This is a genomic window from Lysinibacillus sp. UBA6686 (genome assembly GCF_002455205.1).
Classification (GTDB): domain Bacteria; phylum Bacillota; class Bacilli; order Bacillales_A; family Planococcaceae; genus Lysinibacillus; species Lysinibacillus pakistanensis.
Map to the genome: position 1 here is coordinate 15,984 of NZ_DKJS01000059.1, position 19,432 is coordinate 35,415.

Sequence of the window (19,432 nt, forward strand, 5' to 3'; positions counted from 1 at the left end):
ATTTACTGATTCAATTTACCCTCCTTTCAATAGATTACCCCATGCTTAACTATAGTAAATCGACCTATACAAAATCTGAACAACCTTTCTAACCAGGTATTAATGAACTTCCATATAAACAATATTTCCTTTACTAGATAAAAAAAAAGAAGTATCCCACATTGAAATACCTTAGATATTGGTAATGTGAGCAAACTTTATTTTAAGACTACATTTGGAAAATAAAGTAGGTATACTTTGTTAAAATTAATTTAATTTTGAATATAAAAAGCCCAGGCTCAAAATTTATTGTGAACTGGGCTTCGTCATTGGTTAATGCGTGTTCATTTGTTTGTTTACAATGACATTGATAGATTACTACATCATTCTCAACAAAAACTGAACAATAGTATTTACTTTTACGTTGCTGAATAGTAAATGTATATTTTTTTTCGTTCTTGTGAGGGATATGTTTCAGTGATGAAAATATTTTTAATGCCTGCCTTGTAACACTCCTGGAATAACAAATACGGCAAGCAGTTTGTGCAGCTGGTAATAACTCAGCTAAACCTCGGCATGTAGTAGTTATGCTTGCACTTATTTCACATCATCCTTTGATTTGCCGTATTTTAAAGCCTGTGAACTGTCGTTAGGTCAACAACTTCACCAATGCGTACTAAAAAGTAATTCATTGCAAATGAAAACAGGCAAGGTAATTAACTTTGCCTGTTTTTATTAAAATCTATTTAAACGTTAACTAGAGTGAAGTTTGGTAGACTTTTATGCAGTAGCAAATTTGATGACGATTTATATAGTCCAAAACAACAGAAAGCGGTACTGAATCATCAATAAAATGAACATACAAATAGTTGCTACCAATATAGCATTCCATATTTTCCTTCTTCTGCTAACTTCTTTATTCCTAAATGATCTTAAAATAGGGATAGTTGCAATTATCATGCCAATAGAAAGAACTGCATTGATTATTAGGTGTATCCTAAAATCTCCAATTGGAGAGGACATAGCCGACATAAATCTCAATATAGTCACTATCATGTTGATCAAACTTAATAGACCGATAACTGGTAATAGATTTGTCTGTATATATGCCGGTATATAAAGAGAGGTTCCCTGCTTTTTACGTTTTCTCAATAAAATGACAGATATGAGCGCAGCAATGGAGCCTGTAATAAAAATTATTGTACAAAAAACAAAAGCAATCTGATTGATCTGGATGTTTTTGTTTAGCGGCATTTTTAAATAGTCTCGAATATTTCCTGTGCGAACCTTATCAACCTGACCATTTTCATCTAACTCAAAGGATAAAAAAGCGAGAGAGCCTCCGCTTCGTTCCAATATAGATGGATTGGAATCCATTCGTTCAAAAACCAAGGGGGCGACCTCTGCAAAGTGAAGTGTTTCTCGATTTGGATCGATGGAAGGTCGTACTTCAATTTCCCCGTTCCCCATATCCTTTACAACAATACTATCACCAGAAACCAAATATAAACTTGACAGGAAGTTGCTATGAATCATTCGGCCCGAATAATAAGTTCCACTAAGATTTTGGGTATGGAAATTTGGCACAGTAACCGTTGCTTGATGAGAAAACTGGGCAGAAAGCTTATCTACAATTTCAGTTCGCACACCACCCGATTCTCCCGCTACGTTGGTAAGCACACTAACACCGAAATTCTCTTCCGGGACGAGACTTAAAAATGCGGAAAAATTGGTTGTATTTCCTCCGTGTTCTAGTAAACGAACTCCGTTTTCCTGACGCATCCAAAACCCATGGGCATTAGAAGGCATACCGGCAGTAACAGAAAGGGAATCGGTATGCATTTCTTTAAGCGTTTGAGGTGAATTAAATAATGAGTTTTCTAAAGCACCCTCATAATCCATGTGGGCGATCATAAACTTTGCCATGTCTTCTGCGGTTGAAGTAATCGCTCCAGCAGGTGCCTCATTTAAAAAGTTTTCTGGTAGCAACTCGAATCCTTCTGACACACTGCCATAACCCTTGCTTTTATTTTCTGCAAACCCAGGTAGGTGATAATAATTTGCATAGGCAGTACTTCTTTGCATATGCAAAGGATCAAAGATATGCTTTTTTACATATTCTTCAAAGCGTTCCCCAGACTTCACTTCCACTATATATCCTGCAATGTCTGTACCGAAGTTAGAATATGCGATAACCGTTCCCGGTTCATATATTTGCTTGGGCTGATGTTTTGCACTTACCCATTTTTCAAGAGGAATGATTTTTTCTTTATCAAAAGTAAGCATTTCGCTTGCATTTTCTTCAAATCCTGCGGTATGGTTCATTAAATCTAATATTGTAATGGGTTTATCATAAATCAAATTAAGGCGCTCATACCCGATATATTCTCGTATATCGGTATGCAGATCAATCATTCCTTCTTCAACTAGTTGCATTACGGCTGTCCATGTAAAAATTTTGCTGACCGATCCAATTTCAAATACAGTAGATGCGGGATCGACAGGAATATCCTCCTTTATGTTTGCAACCCCATACCCTTTGCTGAAAATTAGCTTTCCGTCTTTAACTATAGAAACTGCCGCACCCGGTACGGTAACCCCTATTTTACCTTCCATAATATCATCAACTATTGTTTCGATTTTTGAAATATCCACACCGGATGGAGTTACTTCAGCACTTGCAAATGTTGACATGGGAAAGTAGAAAATGCAACTGAAAATTGTAATTACGGTGGTTACAAAAGCAACCAGCCTATTTGTTTTTTTCATTATAAGTCTCCTTATTTCCATTACGTAATCTTAATATATTTTTAGAAACACAAGTTTTATCTCTTTGTTTGTATACCTTGCCTGCCAGACGCGCATGTGTACTATGTACGCTTCAGTGACTTGATTAATTTTTTGGTTCGTATTAGAATTCATAAATGGAGTTCTCCTGTGTGATGGTGAATCAATTTAGGCGTTGACACTCATACATCATACAAGAGGACTTTTTCTTTTTAAGCTCCCGAAAATCCTTCTAACAGGAATGCTCCTAAAATAGGAAATAAGAACACCCCAGATAGATATAGCTTCTAAAAAACAGAATAGAAATTCCGATATAAATTTGTCCACAAATTCTTGCTTTCTTGTCTTATCCACTTTTTTATGTAAGACAACTCCAATCACAAGCAAAATTATGCTGACAGCAATATTTAAAATTATGAATAGTGGTACCTAATTTTTTAAAAACAGAAATACTTCAAAAAATCCCCAACCACCTTCATTTTACCTCCATTGATTTTTTCTCTCTTTATTCAAAAATTGTATCTATCGTACTATTTAATAGAAATTCAAATACTTCAAGATGGTCATAAGCAATTTTATCTTTCATTGTCACTATAAATAGCATCGAACTTATTACAGCATATGCTTTTTCTTTTTCAACTTTCAGTCTGAGCCCTGCAAGATCAATGGTCTCGTAGAAAAAATTAACGCTATCAAAATGTAGTTTTTCGATACGATCTTTAGGTATTTTGTTTAAAAAGGCTAAGAAATCTGGAGTTCCCAGATCATATAAAAATGGTGATTTATCAAATTCTTTAAAATGCCATTTCATGGCACTAATAAAACCAGCTTTGCCCTTTTCACTATTAATAATTTCTTGCAAATTGCTTTTCAACCTATTTTGCACACGCTCTAAGGTGTCACAAAACAAATCCTCTTTAGCCGAATACAATAAATAAAATGATCCTGTTGATATTCCTATTTTTGCAGTTAATTCACCAATACTTGTTTTCTTGTATCCATGTAATGCCCAACTCCGCTCACATTCAGTACAAAGCTTTGCTCTTAGCTCAATCTTTTCTTCATCAGAAAAGCCTTTCGGTCCTTTTGCCATCCATTACACCTCCTTATTTTATTATGAATTAATTTGTTTTTTAATTCATAATAAAATAATACTCCCTCTTGTATTGGCTGTCAACTAAATACTTGATTATATAAAAACGTTCAAGCATTAAAGATATAAGACTATCAACTGTACTATATGCTTTTGTATTTTTTAGCGAAGCAGGAATACGAATTAATGAGGCTTAGGCTTTACGCTGGTCAGATTACGAAGATAATAAAAAAATGTTGAAAGAGAAGGGTGACGTAATAACAATAATAAATTAACATTAACAAACTAAAAAAACATATATGATTTTTCAAAACTCTCTTGGAAATTATTTAGCTCCATCAACCGTACGAAGAAAGTATTGAGAAGTATTGCAAGGCAGCTGGCGTGGATTATATGGGAGCTCACTGTTTCAGACTACACACGCTGTTTTGCTTTTAGAATCCGGCGCAAGTATTAAATTAAATTTCAAATTTAGAGATAGTGAAAAAATAGAAGGAGACGAACTAAAAAAGTTCGCCTCCTACACTGATAACATCTGAATCGGCACGTTTCCGGTACGGCCAATTTTCATTGTTTATCTAAAAACCCTTATATATTAGGCATTTCAGGTGTATTACCCGATACTGCCTTCCATCTCAAATTTGATAAGACGGTTCATTTCTACTGCGTATTCCATTGGAAGTTCTTTTGTGAATGGCTCGATGAAGCCCATTACGATCATTTCTGTTGCTTCTTCTTCAGAGATTCCGCGAGACATTAAATAGAATAATTGTTCCTCTGACACTTTTGAAACTTTTGCTTCATGCTCTAATGAAACATTATCATTTAAGATTTCGTTGTATGGAATTGTATCTGAAGTTGATTGGTTATCCATAATTAACGTATCACATTCGATGTTTGCACGTGCACCGCTTGCTTTAGGACCGAAACGAACTTGTCCCATATACGTTACTTTCCCACCTTGTTTAGCAATTGATTTAGAGACGATTGTTGAAGATGTGTTTGGTGCCATATGAATCATTTTCGCACCTGCATGTTGGTGTTGTCCTTTACCTGCTAATGCGATGGATAATGTCATACCACGAGCACCTTCACCTTTTAGGATACATGCTGGGTATTTCATTGTTAATTTAGAACCAATGTTTCCATCAATCCATTCCATTGTACCGTTTTCTTCAACAACTGTACGTTTCGTTACAAGATTGTATACGTTGTTCGCCCAGTTTTGAATTGTTGTATAACGGCAATAAGCATCTTTGCGTACAATAATTTCTACAACTGCTGAGTGTAGAGAGTTTGTTGTATAAACAGGAGCTGTACATCCTTCTACGTAGTGTACGTGTGCACCTTCGTCCACAATAATTAATGTACGTTCGAATTGACCCATATTTTCAGAGTTAATACGGAAATAAGCTTGTAAAGGTGTTTCAACTTTCACACCTGGTGGTACATAGATAAATGATCCACCTGACCAAACAGCTGAGTTTAGTGCAGCGAATTTGTTGTCTGTATAAGGAATTACTTTACCCCAGTATTGTTTGAAAATATCTTCGTTTTCGCGTAAAGCAGAGTCTGTATCTTTAAACACAATACCAAGATCTTCAAGGTCTTTTTTCATGTTGTGGTAAACGACCTCAGACTCATACTGCGCAGATACACCTGCAAGATATTTTTGTTCCGCCTCTGGAATCCCTAATTTATCAAAAGTAGCTTTGATTTCATCAGGTACTTCATCCCATGAACGTTGTGTAGCCTCTGATGGTTTTACATAATACGTAATTTCATCAAAATCTAAGTCACCTAGATCGCCACCCCATTGTGGCATTGGTTTTGTATAGAAAGTTTCAAGAGCTTTTAAGCGGTATTCAAGCATCCATTCTGGCTCTTCTTTCATATTAGAAATTTCACGGACGATTTCTTCAGTTAAACCACGTTTTGAACGGAAAATTGATACGTCCTTATCATGGAAACCGTATTTGTAATCGCCGATATCAGGCATTTTTTTAGCCATCGTTTCTCCTCCGTTCATGCTATTGTATCTAGTCGTTAAATCCTTTCTAGTTAAGTGAAGACACATGTAGTGCCTTCGCTCAACTGAAAGAAATTATTTATTGCTTTACGCCTTTTTCCATTGCTTTCCAAGCCAATGTCGCACATTTGATACGTGCCGGGAATTGAGCTACACCTTGTAGTGCCTCAACATCCTCTAGGTCATATTTGTCACTATATTCTTCACCCATCATCATCTTCGAGAAAATTTCGGCAAGCTCTAATGCTTCCTCTACCTTTTTCCCTTTAATGAGCTGTGTCATCATAGACGCAGAAGACATCGAAATGGAACAGCCCTCACCATCAAATTTCGCATCCTCCACAATACCATCAGTCACCTTTAATGTTAAGTGAATACGGTCGCCACAAGTCGGATTGTTCATATCAATTGTTACAGCATCATTTTCTATCGATCCTTTATTACGAGGATTTTTATAATGATCCATTATGACTGAACGATATAATTGATCTAAATTATTAAAAGACATCGCCAAAATACTCCTTCGCAGAACGTAACCCTGCAACTAAGCGGTCAATATCCTCCTCTGTATTGTACAGATAAAAGCTTGCTCGCGCTGTCGCTACTTGCTGAAGACATTTCATTAGTGGCTGTGCACAATGATGACCTGCACGAACAGCAATACCATTCATATCAAGCACCGTTGCCACATCATGTGGATGTACATCGTCTAAGTTAAATGTCACTAGTCCACATCGCTTCATTGGATCACGTGGGCCGAAAATTTTAAGTCCATCAATTGCTTCAAGCTGATCCATGGCGTAGCCTACAAGCTTATGCTCATGCTCTGCAATTGTATCAAGCCCGATCTCAGTTAAGAAATCAATAGCGGCACCTAACCCTATTGCACCTGCAATAATAGGCGTTCCACCTTCAAATTTCCACGGTAGTTCCTTCCACGTTGACTCATAAAGTCCAACAAAGTCGATCATTTCGCCACCAAATTCAATTGGCTCCATCTTTTCTAGGTGTTCCTTTTTACCATATAGTACACCTATTCCAGTTGGTCCGCACATTTTATGCCCCGAAAAACCTAAGAAATCTACATCCAAATTTTGCACATCAATCTTCATATGTGGAGCTGCTTGTGCACCATCGGCTACCATAACTGCACCATTAGCATGTGCAATTTGAGCAATTTCTTTAATTGGATTAATCGTACCGAGCACGTTTGATGCCATTGAAACTGAAACAATTTTTGTTTTAGGTGTAATCGTTGCACGTACTTTGTCTAAGCTTAGTGTGCCATCCGCTTCAAGCTCAATGTATTTCAAAACTGCTTTTTTCTCTTTAGCTAGTTGTTGCCAAGGAATAATATTTGAATGATGTTCCATATGGGTAATAACAATTTCATCACCCTCACCAACGTTGGCACGGCCATAGCTTGCTGCTACTGTATTTAAAGCCGTTGTTGTTCCACGCATGAAAATAATTTCTTGTGTGGATTGAGCATTGATAAACTTACGAACCTTCTCACGTGCGCCTTCATATTTGTCAGTAGCACGATTTCCTAATGTATGCACACCACGGTGAACATTGGAATTATCGAATTCATAATAATTCTTCATCGCCTCAATTACTTGAATTGGTTTTTGAGAAGTTGCTGCACTATCAAGGTAAACCAGCTTATGACCATTAACTTCCTGATCTAAAATTGGGAAATAGCTTTTAATGTCTTTATTCATCATTAGCGAACTTTCCTTTCAATAACCTCCGTCAGTTGCTTTTGAACGCCTTCAATAGGTAATTGCTTAACAACTGGCGCAAGGAATCCATGGATAACAAGGCGCTCTGCTTCCGCTTTCGAGATACCACGACTCATTAAATAATAAAGCTGTAATGGATCTACTCGACCAACAGATGCTGCGTGTCCTGCTGTTACATCATCTTCATCAATTAATAAAATAGGATTTGCATCCCCACGAGCCTTTTCTGACAGCATTAAAACACGTGATTCTTGCTGTGCATCTGCTTTTGTTGCACCATGCTCAATATAACCAATACCGTTAAAGACTGATTGAGCTGCGTCCTTCATAACACCATGCTTTAAGATATGCCCGTTAGAGTTTTTACCCCAGTGACGAACCTCAGTAGTGAAGTTAAGTTTTTGTTCTCCACGACCAACAACTACTGTTTTTGTATCAGCATTAGAACCGTCACCAACTAAATGTGTAATGTTTTCAGAGATTGTATCTGAATCATTCATTAAACCAAGAGCCCAATCCACTTTTGCATCGCGTGCTAAACGAGCACGGCGGTTTACATACGTAGTATAGCCCTTTGCAAGTACATCTACTGCACCGTATGTAACTTGTGCATTATCTTGGACTACTACTTCTGCAATAATATTCGCTTGCCCTTTTGCTTCTTCAATAGTTGAAATATAAGTTTCAACATATGTTACAGCTGAATTTGCTTCCGCTACTACTAAAACGTGGTTGTATAGTGAAGCTTCTGCATTATCATTTAAAAATACAACTTGAAGTGGTTGTTCGATGATTACGTTTTTTGGTACATAGACAAACACTCCACCATTTACAAGTGCTGCATGAAGCGCTGTTAATTTATGCTCATCCACTTTTACTGCTTCTGTCATGAAATATTTTTGAACAAGTTCGCCATGCTCACGAACAGCTGTTAACATATCCGTAAAAATAACACCTTTATCAGATAATTCTTGTGATGTTTTAATATATGCTGGTGTATTATTACGTTGAATATAAAGATTTTCCTGAGCTTCGAGATCAATTAAGCCTCTCGCTTCTTCTGGTAGTGCATCAAGTGTAGTAAATTCTTTACTAGCAACTGAATGAGCTGGAAAATTCACAAAATCCCATTTTGAAATATTCGTTCTATCTGGTTTTGGCAAATCTAAACCAGTTACTTTGTCTAGTGCTGCCGTACGAAGCTCTGTAAACCAAGTTGGTTCTCCATTTGCTTCTGAGAACGAGCGCACGTCCTGTACTGTTACAGGCAAGTTAAGTTCCACTGTCATGCTAGTTCGTCCTCCCTCTTATGCTTCTTGTTCTTCTGTTTCTTCTTCGATACCTAATTCTTTTTTAATCCAGTCATAACCTTCTGCTTCTAAACGTTGCGCAAGCTCTGCACCACCTGATTTCACAACACGTCCTTGCATCATTACGTGTACATGGTCTGGTGTAATGTAGTTAAGTAGACGTTGATAGTGCGTAATCATTAAGCAGCCAAAGCCTTCTCCACGCATTGCATTGATACCTTTTGATACTACTTTAAGCGCATCAATATCAAGACCTGAGTCAATTTCGTCTAAAATTGCGAATGTTGGTTTAATCATCATTAATTGAAGAATTTCATTACGTTTTTTCTCACCGCCAGAGAAACCTTCATTTAAATAACGTTGAGCCATATCTTCGTTCATTTCAAGGAATTCCATGTTTTTATCTAATTCACGAATAAATTTCATTAATGAAATTTCATCGCCTTCTTCACGACGGGCATTAATAGCTGAACGTAAGAAATCAGCATTTGTTACACCTGCAATTTCAGAAGGGTATTGCATAGCTAGGAATAAACCAGCTTGAGCACGCTCGTCTACTTCCATTTCGAGCACATCTTCTCCATCAAGCTCAACAGTACCTGAAGTTACTTCATATTTCGGATGCCCCATGATAGCAGAAGCTAGTGTCGATTTACCAGTTCCGTTAGGTCCCATGATTGCGTGAATTTCATTTGTATTGATTGTAAGGTTTACACCTTTTAAAATCTCTTTCCCGTCGATTGCAACGTGAAGATCTTTAATAACTAAAGTTGACATGAAAATACCTCCATAGTGTGTTCAGTGAATGGGGAACCATTCCTTAATTATCATCATTCTAATCTTAACTGAAAATCGTTCTCTATGCAAACCATTTCAATTTCTTTCACTCTTCTCAGTTGAATTCCTTAAAAATAAGGATTTTGTAAGCATTTTCAGATTATTGCTAACCGTTATTGACAATGAGAATCAACTTTCTTCATTTTCAATGAATTAACTCTAATTGAGAATTAATTTCATCTAGCAACATAGTGAAAACCCCGCAGAAAGCGTTAATTGTAGCGGTTTTGTGACAAATTTGCATAAACAACAATATCTATACTATAACCTTTTTCTTTAGAATGGAATCAAATAAGCGAAACAAATAACTAGAGAGTTATTCAACAAATATCGAATATCCCACCAAATCAATCGGTTATATATCTTTAACTGTACCTTCTGCAACCATCCGCCTAAAATTTCCCTATTATCAGAAAGGGTTATCATTGCCCTTCATTAGTAATTCCTCAATTTTTGTAATAACAGAGGATTTTTTAAGCCTCTGTTGATTTATAATCATTTTTCATCTTAAATAGTATATAATTAGAGTATATCAATCTTATTTTTCGATTAATAGAGGTGAAATTTATTGGAGTTACGTCAATTACGTTATTTTGTTGAGGTTGCTGAGCGTGAGCACATCTCAGAGGCTGCAGAGTATCTTCATGTTGCTCAATCTGCAATTAGCCGTCAAATTGCCAATTTAGAAGATGAATTAGGGACACCCCTATTTGAACGTGTGGGACGAAACGTCAAATTAACACCAATTGGAAAGATATTTCTTGAGCATACAATTACCGCCTTAAAAGCAATAGATTTTGCAGCAAAACAGGTTGAAGAATATTTAGATCCTGCGAAAGGTACGATTAAAATTGGCTTTCCAACAAGCTTGGCAAGCTATGTCCTGCCAACGGTTATTTCAGCCTTTAAACGACAATATCCAGATTTACAATTTCAGCTTCGTCAGGGCTCCTACCGTTTTTTAATTGATGCTGTCAAAAATCGGGAGTTAAACTTAGCCTTTTTAGGTCCTCTTCCCCCGAAAGATGAATCCATTCAATCAACAATTTTATTTACGGAGAATATCGCTGCATTACTGCCAGCCAACCATCCATTAGCAAAGAAAGAAAACATCCAATTGGCTGAATTACGAAATGACTTATTTGTGCTGTTTCCAGATGGCTATATTTTACATAAGGTGGCGATGGATGCCTGTCGTGCTGCTGGTTTTCTGCCGAACGTTATCTCAGAGGGTGAGGATTTAGATGCATTAAAGGGACTTGTTGCAGCAGGTATTGGGGTTAGCCTACTACCTGAAAGCTCTCTATACGACTCAGCTGCTCGCTTTACCGTAAAGGTGCCTATTCAATCACCTACGATTCCCAGAACAGTCGGCATTATTTCACCTATTAACCGTGAGATAGCACCATCAGAAAAAATATTTTTAGATTTTGTCACAAACTTTTTTTCACGTCTATCTCAATTCCAATAAAAAAATCGCCAGTGCTGGCGATTTTTTTATTGCTTCGTATTTGCTACCCGTCCCTCTGCTGTTTGTTCACCAATCCATTCTAACGTCTTTGAACCTAAACCTCCTGCACGCCATAAAACCACATTATTGTAGTTTTTCTTACGCACATAGGAGACCCATTTTTCAAGTGTTTCCTGATCAGCATACCAGACTTCATGCTTCATATTTTGATCATCTAAATAACTAAAATAGGCTGCACCACTTGCTTGATCTCGCTGTTTTACCGCTTGCGTTTTAGTCAATAATTCCTCTGCCTCAATCTCCGTTATCGCAACCGTCTTCCCTTGATTGACCCATTTAAAGCCGCCAGTAGCAAAGGCAATTGCCAGGTTCTGATTAGATTTTTCAATCTTTTTCATTAAATCATCTAAAAATGAAAAAGTCGCCTTTGCGCCTGGACCACTATGATAGCCATAAACATTATAGGCCATCACCGTATATTTCGGTCCATCTGGTAGCTTTACATCGAATGGAAATCGTGGCTCTAAAACAACATGTAAGGTAACATCCTTTTTCAATAGCTGCTGATAGAGCTCCTCTAGGAAAAGTACATACGCTGGAATGTCCTCTTTTGCAACCTTCTCATAATCAATTTCGATACCCTTCAAATTGTACTGCTCGACTATTTGCATAATATTATCGATGTGTTTCTGTCTAGTTGACGCATCTTGAAGCAGACGATGTAATAGCGTGCTGTCCTTCTGAACAGATGGGGCATTATCTGTAACATAATCATTAATTAACGTGAGCATCACATGATGTGTTTCATTAAATTGCTGCTGTGTTTGTTTCAACATTTCTATTGCATCTTCAGTTAATAATAATTGATCTTTACTATTAAAATAGGCACCAAAAACGCGAATATCCTGTAAGCCCTGCTGTGAATTTTTCACATCTTCAAAAGCTGATTTTTTTTGCCATTCAGGCAACCAAATGGATAATTGAAGCTTGTTCTTATCCTTCAGCTCCTCTTTTGCCTCAACAGGTGCTTCTTTGCTATTATTACAAGCTGTAATGATTAATAGGATTATACAGATAAACAACAAAAAGTTTTTCACTTGAATCTAATTTCCCCCCGTTTTAGAAGGTTTCAATAAAGAAGTCAACTACGTGATTGAATATTGTCGCCGTTTTATACTTTACTTTATCGAAATTCGTATATTGGTTAGTAAAAATTGTTTGATCATTCTTATCTGAAATTATTATATCTTCGATCAATGAATCATAAATATCGTCCGCATATTGTTCATGGGAGGTATCCTTCTTGCTGAACAACGCACCAAATCCAATATGAGTGCCTTGGATTGCTGGATTTACTTCAATTGTTTTGGACAATTCCTTATCTACATCTATTTTTATTGTATCTTTATTGACTGTAATATTAAATACTCTTTTTTTTGTAAGATTTCTTGGATATTCTTCCTCATCTATTCTAGTACCCCTTTGCGTATCCTGATAGGAGTAGACAGTTGCTTTATTAAATGCATACTCCTCTTCATTCCACTTTATTTCATTTAATGGGAATCGTTCCTTCTCAACAACACCAGCTCCTGCAGATTTTTCAGAAACAACAATTTCATTATCTACAAGGGCTACACGAATATAATTATTATTTTTTTCGTCATAATTTAAATAGATAGACTGTTGTCCAACAACATTTCCTTTAAAAACAAAGTTAACACTATATTGTTCTGGCAATGCTTTCTTTAATAGCACTCGACCTTCACTAGATGGGGGTGAAGTGATTGTCATCTCATTGTTTTTAAATTGTACAGCACCATTTACAATTGACCATTTCTTGGCTAACTCTTGATCGCCTACTTCAAATTCTACATTTCGCTTACTTGCCTGACGAATTTTCATCATCACATGGTTGGTAGACCAGTAAGGAGATACCTGCAGCCGACTTAAATTGTAAAGATCAGCGTCAGCATTATTATAGGCTCCCTGCTCGCGATTGAAATGCATACTAAAAGTTTCCTTAATTTGCTTATCATTCACGCTTTGTACTAACGGCTCCATATTATTATAGAGTGAATTTGCGTGCATAATAGCATAGGCTCTAGGAACTTCTCCTAACTCCTCTTTATAAATATCATGCATTGATTTATAATCTTTTTTAATTCGTGCTTCCATTTCCTTACGTGTTTCACTTGGGATCATGTATGGATTACGAATAAAATCCATTAAATAGTGATTATAATATTCAATCGTTGTTTTATTCGGCACATCATTTTCATCAATCATTCCTAATGACTGTCCTTTATCATTATAAATATTAATATATGTCAATCGATAGCCATTAGATCCCAATTCCCAATACCCGCTTTTTTCCATTAATAACAAGTCTTTTGGCTTCAAAAATTTATTATCACGCGTATCCATTTTATTCGCATACGTAAACATCGTCGCTTTATAATTTAGATTTTCCATGATATTTTGAGCGAAGATACTGGAATCCGTACGACCATCTTCGAATGATAAATATAACGACTTTTCTGGAAGTGGTTTATTTTTTTCATAAAAATCTAGAATATCCTGTTGAGTAATTGTTTTATAGCCCTGTCTTTCGAGCAATGCTAATTGTTCTTTTAAATTTTTCTTCGATACATATTTAGGAGAGTCACCTCTGCTCACACCAAAATACGATAAGGCGATAAATCCATCTTTATTTTCTAATGGAACCTTTTCCTCAACCCTTTTTTCTGTTAAAAATACGACACGTATTAAAACAGCTGCTAAAAATAGAACGACGATTAATTGTGCTATCGAGCGGATGATTTTCCTTCGATTCTTTTTAGCCGGATTTAATACAACATTCTTTTTACTCATTCCTTCTCACCCATTTTTCTATTTTTTAGAATCGAAAATCGGGATTTTCGTAATTTTTGCTTTTCCAATTTCTTTTCCTTCGCTATGACATCCTGGGGTGTTTCTCTTGTACCCCATGTAGATTTCCAAAAAGTAACCCATGCAACTGGCATTTGCCATAGTAAAATAAATTCATAGAAAAGGACAAAGATAAAGCCAAATGCCCACAATTTACTCCTTCTAAAGAAAAGATGGGCCAGACTCATCAGCATAGCCATTAATAGTAGACCCATTAAAAACGTGGTTGGGAAAATACCATGCATTATTGGCACATAAATTAAATTGTAGACAACCACAATAGGAGCTGCTATCGGCACAATTAAACCGATAACGAAAAACAGAAACATAAAGGGTTCCTTTTTCCACATAAATAAAAATGCTCGTAGTGATTCACGTAGCCATGACCGTTTCCACCTCATTTGCTGCGATAAAAAAATCTTGGACTCTGATGGAACAATCGTAGAGCATACGGCATTATCCTGATAGCCCGTGCGATGTGTTTTTAAAATATAGTTCGTCATACTTCGGTCATCACCAAAGGTTGCAGGCTGCCCAAGAAATTTTTGATTTAACCACGCTGTCTCGTTCTTCAAAATAAGCTCTTTTCGGTAACATGCTAACGGTCCAGATAAGCATGTTACCGTATCAAACCAAGATTCAGCAGCCTTCATTATACGGAAGGCAATATAATAACGAACTGTTTGTAATTTCGTTAATGCATTGGTGAATTTATTTTCAACCTCTGTACGTCCAGCTACACCACCCATTTGTGGGTCCTGGAAGGGCTGCACTAAATTTCGAATGGCATGGGGTTCTAAAAAGCTATCTGAGTCCACGAAAACGACTAAATCATGCTTGGCAAGATGTACACCAGCCACTAACGCCTCCCTTTTCCCACCATTTTGGGGTAGCTTATGGAAGCTTAAGCGATCCTCTGTTTTAAAGCGTCCACCCTCACTATGAATCAACTCAATCATTTCCTTGGCCTTTTCCTCAGTCCTATCCGTTGAGTAGTCATCCACGACAATAACTTCCAGCTTATCTACAGGATAATACTGATTTATACAGCTTAAAATGGTGCGGTGAATCCACTCCTCTTCATTAAAAACAGGAATTATAATTGAAACACCCGGTTCGTAATTAGGATTTATCGGAACATTTCTATAGAAAATTCCAAATAAATATCTGCTTAGTAGAAATGTTGCCGCAATAATACTATATAAATATAGAAACTTATTAAATCTAAAGTAGATGACACTTTCTGCTCGCATCAGCATGACGATAAGCGAAACTATCAATAGAAATAGACTTGCTACAAATATTGAAAGTCCCCAACGCTTTTTTGTCATATAATCGTTTAATGGCTCCAAAAATTCACAGGCATAATAGTACCTTACTTCACCATCTACCTCTTTCGTAAAGGAACGTACTACTTTTGCTTTTAGATTTACTTTTGATTCATAGCCCTCTGGCATTGCTCCACCAGGAATAGTGAAATTCATTTTGATAATTTCATCCATTAATAAGTTGTTCGGACTTAGTGAATAGATGAGAATACCTGTAACAGAAATATCCTCTGCAAAATGCTTTTCATTCGTTATTTTTTTCCTAGCTCTTTTAATTTGTACTTCAAAATTAGTTTCATAACGGAGACTTAGAAGCTGTAACCGATATATTTCATTGACATCTGTAGGGTCGATTTCCTCAGTTTGATAGGAAGCACCTCGTCGATTCACAAGACTTCGTATATTTTCCGGGTCAGGAATATTTGATAGTATTCGCCGATCAGAACGCGGTATCGTTAAGACCTCTTTTTTCTTATTCATGATTATCAATTCACTTTCTTATTCGAATCTTCTTCAATCCAAGTAGACATCTTTGAAAAGCTATACCCATCTTTTTGAAGCTTTTCAATTATTGATGGTAATACTTCTACTGTTTTTGTCCCATCTAAAATATGCATAACAATTACCTTTCCTGGAGCAGCTCTGCTTATTACACGATTGTAAATATCCTGAGCTGATAACTCTAAATTCCAATCAAAAGAAGCAATATCGTACATGGCAATCGAAGTAACACCTGTAGCAGCAATAATTTTTGCAGATTCTTCATTAATAACACCTTTATTTGGTCTAAAATATAGTAAAGGCTTTTCCTGTAAGGCATATGTTAATGCCTTATGCGCCATTACCACATCCTCCTGCAATTCTTCAGGAGTCATGGTCGTAACATCGAGGTGATTGTAGGAGTGGCTTGCAACCTCATGACCTCTATTTACAATTAATCGCGCCAATTGAGGATCCTTCTCCACACCCTTTCCTATTAAAAAGAAGGTTGATTTTACATGGTACTTATCAAGAATATCTAAAATTTCTTTAATTCTTTCCTCACTTGCCCAATCATCAAAGGATAAAGAAATTTCTTTTTTCGTTGTATTTTTGCGATAGAATATATTAGGTTTAACATTTTGATAATCTGGATTTATTTTAATAGCATCATAGCCCTCAATTTCTTCTAAAGGTTTGGCAATATATTGTTCATCTAACACTTCCGTTAATGTGGTAAAGACATATCCTTTTTCCTTTCCGTACTGGGACAATAGTGGAATCACATCAATAATCGCTGGATTAATATACGTATTTAAATGAATAATCGATCCACTATTAATAAAACGATGAATATAATCCATTATCTCCTCTGCACTTTGCATATTACGATCTTTAGGATTAATAGAAGATTCTACGACACCCTTCATATTTAGTGTTTTTGCTGCTAAACGCATATTATCGGTGGAGTCACCAGAGCGACTACGAACATACTTTGGCGAATATCCTAATTGTTCTTTAAATACTTCATTTGCTAAGAAAATTTCCTTATAGGTTTCCTCGTAGCTTAAATCTGCCATTTCGGGAAACGTTAATGTTCCATTCTCTACTTCATGTCCTCTTGCTAAGATATCTTTTACTAAATCAGGATCCTGTGCTATTCGCATACCTTCCACAAAAAAAGTTGCCTTCATATTGGACTGATCTAACGCCTTTAAAAGCTTTTGCATTGTCTCCATATCTGCAAGTCCGTTGAAGGTAATTGCAACCTTTTGGTCAAGTATGCTGGCATGACTATAAACTGTGCTCATCGTTCCATCATGCTCTTTAATCTCAATGGTGGAGTCGACAGGGTTGACCTGATGATCTTCATTAGAAGTTTGACATCCAGTTAACAATAAAATAAATAGTAGACTACATATTTTTAGTTGTCTCATGTCTACGAAATTCCCCTTACAGTTTGTAATATTCTTCATTTTTAAATAAAAAATGGGTATTTCTTGTGTCGAAAATTAAAGCAGCCTGTTGATCGATTAAGGCATAATCAATATTTTTATGATTCGTTAAAATTAATATTGCATCTGCTTTTTGCACTAAAGTCTCAGTTAATAGCACCGTATTAAAATTTTCTTCTTTTATCGTAAATGACTCAATAAACGGATCAACTATCTTTAACTTACACTGCGCTCTCTTTAGCTCACCAATCACTTGTAATGCGGGTGATTCCCGAAAATCGTTAATATTTGGCTTATAGGCTACACCAATTACGACAATCTCTGCTTTATTTAGCTTTTTGTTCTGAGCTATTAAATAATTATTCAATCTATCAACTACAAAACTAGGCATTGAATCATTAATTTTATCGGCAGCCTCTATTAAAGTTGCCGGAATGCCATGCTGTTGGCTAGCCCACGATAAATATTTTGGGTCCACCGGTATACAATGACCACCGACACCAGGGCCAGGTGTAAAGGGCATAAAACCATAAGGCTTTGTCGAAGCTGCTTCAATGACCTCCCAAACATCAATGTCCATTTTATGGCAAATCCGACTTAATTCATTGACAAGTGCAATATTTATTTGACGAAATGTATTTTCTAATAACTTCTCCATTTCAGCTATCTTCGGACTTGTGACAGAAAATACATTTGTATTAAGCGCAGTTTCATAAAAGAGCTTCGAAACCTCCAAGCACGCTTCTGTTATACCGCCTACTACTTTTGGTGTATTTGAAACTGAAAAATTTACATTTCCAGGATCGACACGTTCAGGTGAATAAGCTAAAAATATATCCTGCCCTATGACAAAATTGCTTTTTTCTAGAATTGGTTGAACAATTTGTTCTGTAGTCCCTGGATAGGTCGTGCTTTCAAGAATAATCAGTGTATTGCTAGAAAGATTTTGTTGAATGGCTATAGCAGCTTCTTCAATATATGAAATATTTGGTGCTCCATCAGCTGTTGTTGGCGTTGGTACACAAATAACAATGACATCAGCATGTGAAAGTTTAGAAAAATCATTTGTAGGGACAAATCCATCCTCACTCACAGCTTTGTGAATGACTGAGCTTGGCAAATCCACAATATAGCTTTGACCAGCCTTTAATTTGTCAATTTTTCCATTATCCTTATCAAAGCCAATTACCTGAAAATCTTTATTAGTGATTTCTAGTGCTAGTGGTAGCCCTACATAGCCCAGTCCAATAACGCCAATTATAGCCTTTTTCGTTGTAATTTTTTTTGATAAAGCTAATTTTGGTGATTCTGTTTTGATCTCCATTAAAAATTACTCCTTTATCTATTTTTGCCTATTTTTAACATATTTCTGTCTAACTAGAAATGAAGTTACGAATGACTCTGCACTTCATTGTTAAGTATTAGACCATCATTTCACGCACTCTAAATTCCTTAGTTAAAATAGATCGCTCAACTCTAAATTTTCAGATAAACAATTTCACAACATATATATAGTACTAAATACAACTAAACAATTCCTAAACATTTTAAACCAAGAGAAGAAAAAAGAACTATTTATTTATAAAAAATTAAAGCATTACCGTTTTATAATCCTTTAGAACTATTTGCTTTTCGTTAATTTCAATACAGCTATCAAGTTGACTAAAGTTATTCAAAATCTGTTGTAAAAAATTTAGAGTTTTTGTTAGGAGTTTTTTATTGGAGGCATATTTACGATGTCATTAATTTTATCCAAAACTGATTTATCTCTTATTATTATTAATTAAGAAAGCCATGCATAGTGAATTTTCAACCTATAATTATTTTTCGGCTATTTTGGATTTCTTTTAAGTGTAGTAAAAATTTTTTTAATACAACGCTGAAGAATGTTAATAAATAGATAGTTAATAAAATTTAGGGGATTTTCCACAAACAACATGTTACTTTTCACTACATTTTTTATTTTGCTCCATGTCAATCAATTGATATGA

At 36.0% G+C, this 19,432-nt stretch carries 13 protein-coding genes; 1 reads left to right on the plus strand and 12 read right to left on the minus strand.

The window, feature by feature from the left end; genetic code table 11:
* Nucleotides 1-786: 786 nt before the first annotated feature.
* The 7 genes from B2R82_RS15365 to sufC form a co-directional block, all read right to left on the minus strand.
* Nucleotides 787-2,748: a serine hydrolase domain-containing protein gene (locus tag B2R82_RS15365; protein ID WP_286925753.1), complete on the minus strand. Its 1,962-nt coding sequence runs from the start codon at nucleotides 2,746-2,748 to the stop codon at nucleotides 787-789.
* 523 nt (nucleotides 2,749-3,271) lie between these two features.
* Complete coding sequence (locus tag B2R82_RS15370) at nucleotides 3,272-3,859, minus strand: TetR/AcrR family transcriptional regulator (protein WP_286925754.1); 588 nt, start codon at nucleotides 3,857-3,859, stop codon at nucleotides 3,272-3,274.
* Between the two features lie 613 nt (nucleotides 3,860-4,472).
* Entirely contained in the window at nucleotides 4,473-5,870 is a 1,398-nt protein-coding gene (gene sufB, locus B2R82_RS15375) for a Fe-S cluster assembly protein SufB (RefSeq protein WP_283869368.1), read from the minus strand.
* A 97-nt stretch (nucleotides 5,871-5,967) separates the two neighbouring features.
* On the minus strand, nucleotides 5,968-6,396 hold the full coding sequence (sufU, locus tag B2R82_RS15380) for a Fe-S cluster assembly sulfur transfer protein SufU (RefSeq protein WP_054770496.1): 429 nt from the start codon (nucleotides 6,394-6,396) through the stop codon (nucleotides 5,968-5,970).
* Nucleotides 6,386-7,615, minus strand: a complete 1,230-nt coding sequence (locus tag B2R82_RS15385) for a cysteine desulfurase (protein ID WP_286925755.1) — start codon at nucleotides 7,613-7,615, stop codon at nucleotides 6,386-6,388. The genes sufU and B2R82_RS15385 overlap by 11 nt, the downstream gene beginning before the upstream one ends.
* Nucleotides 7,615-8,922 carry a Fe-S cluster assembly protein SufD gene (sufD, locus tag B2R82_RS15390; RefSeq protein WP_286925756.1) on the minus strand — a complete coding sequence of 436 codons (1,308 nt, stop codon included), beginning with the start codon at nucleotides 8,920-8,922 and terminating at the stop codon, nucleotides 7,615-7,617. The genes B2R82_RS15385 and sufD overlap by 1 nt, the downstream gene beginning before the upstream one ends.
* A gap of 18 nt (nucleotides 8,923-8,940) precedes the next feature.
* Complete coding sequence (gene sufC / locus B2R82_RS15395) at nucleotides 8,941-9,720, minus strand: Fe-S cluster assembly ATPase SufC (protein WP_016994918.1); 780 nt, start codon at nucleotides 9,718-9,720, stop codon at nucleotides 8,941-8,943.
* Nucleotides 9,721-10,348: 628 nt separating this feature from the next.
* Here sufC and B2R82_RS15400 point away from each other — a divergent pair.
* Entirely contained in the window at nucleotides 10,349-11,251 is a 903-nt protein-coding gene (locus tag B2R82_RS15400) for a LysR family transcriptional regulator (protein WP_286925757.1), read from the plus strand.
* A gap of 26 nt (nucleotides 11,252-11,277) precedes the next feature.
* Here B2R82_RS15400 and B2R82_RS15405 read toward each other — a convergent pair whose 3' ends face one another.
* Genes B2R82_RS15405 through B2R82_RS15425 form a run of 5 tightly spaced genes read right to left on the minus strand, consistent with a single transcriptional unit; the run spans nucleotide 11,278 to nucleotide 18,765 of the window.
* The gene (locus B2R82_RS15405; protein WP_286925758.1) at nucleotides 11,278-12,348 is read right to left on the minus strand and encodes a glycosyl hydrolase family 18 protein; all 1,071 of its coding nucleotides are present in this window, start codon (nucleotides 12,346-12,348) and stop codon (nucleotides 11,278-11,280) included.
* A gap of 22 nt (nucleotides 12,349-12,370) precedes the next feature.
* A complete protein-coding gene (locus B2R82_RS15410; protein WP_286925759.1) occupies nucleotides 12,371-14,122 on the minus strand; it encodes a polysaccharide deacetylase family protein in 1,752 nt (583 codons plus the stop codon).
* Nucleotides 14,119-15,987 carry a glycosyltransferase family 2 protein gene (locus B2R82_RS15415; RefSeq protein ID WP_286925760.1) on the minus strand — a complete coding sequence of 623 codons (1,869 nt, stop codon included), beginning with the start codon at nucleotides 15,985-15,987 and terminating at the stop codon, nucleotides 14,119-14,121. Before B2R82_RS15415 ends, B2R82_RS15410 begins: the two co-directional genes overlap by 4 nt.
* A 5-nt stretch (nucleotides 15,988-15,992) precedes the next feature.
* Nucleotides 15,993-17,423: a polysaccharide deacetylase family protein gene (locus B2R82_RS15420; protein WP_286925761.1), complete on the minus strand. Its 1,431-nt coding sequence runs from the start codon at nucleotides 17,421-17,423 to the stop codon at nucleotides 15,993-15,995.
* A gap of 16 nt (nucleotides 17,424-17,439) precedes the next feature.
* Nucleotides 17,440-18,765, minus strand: a complete 1,326-nt coding sequence (locus B2R82_RS15425; RefSeq protein ID WP_286925762.1) for a nucleotide sugar dehydrogenase — start codon at nucleotides 18,763-18,765, stop codon at nucleotides 17,440-17,442.
* Nucleotides 18,766-19,432 lie beyond the last annotated feature (667 nt).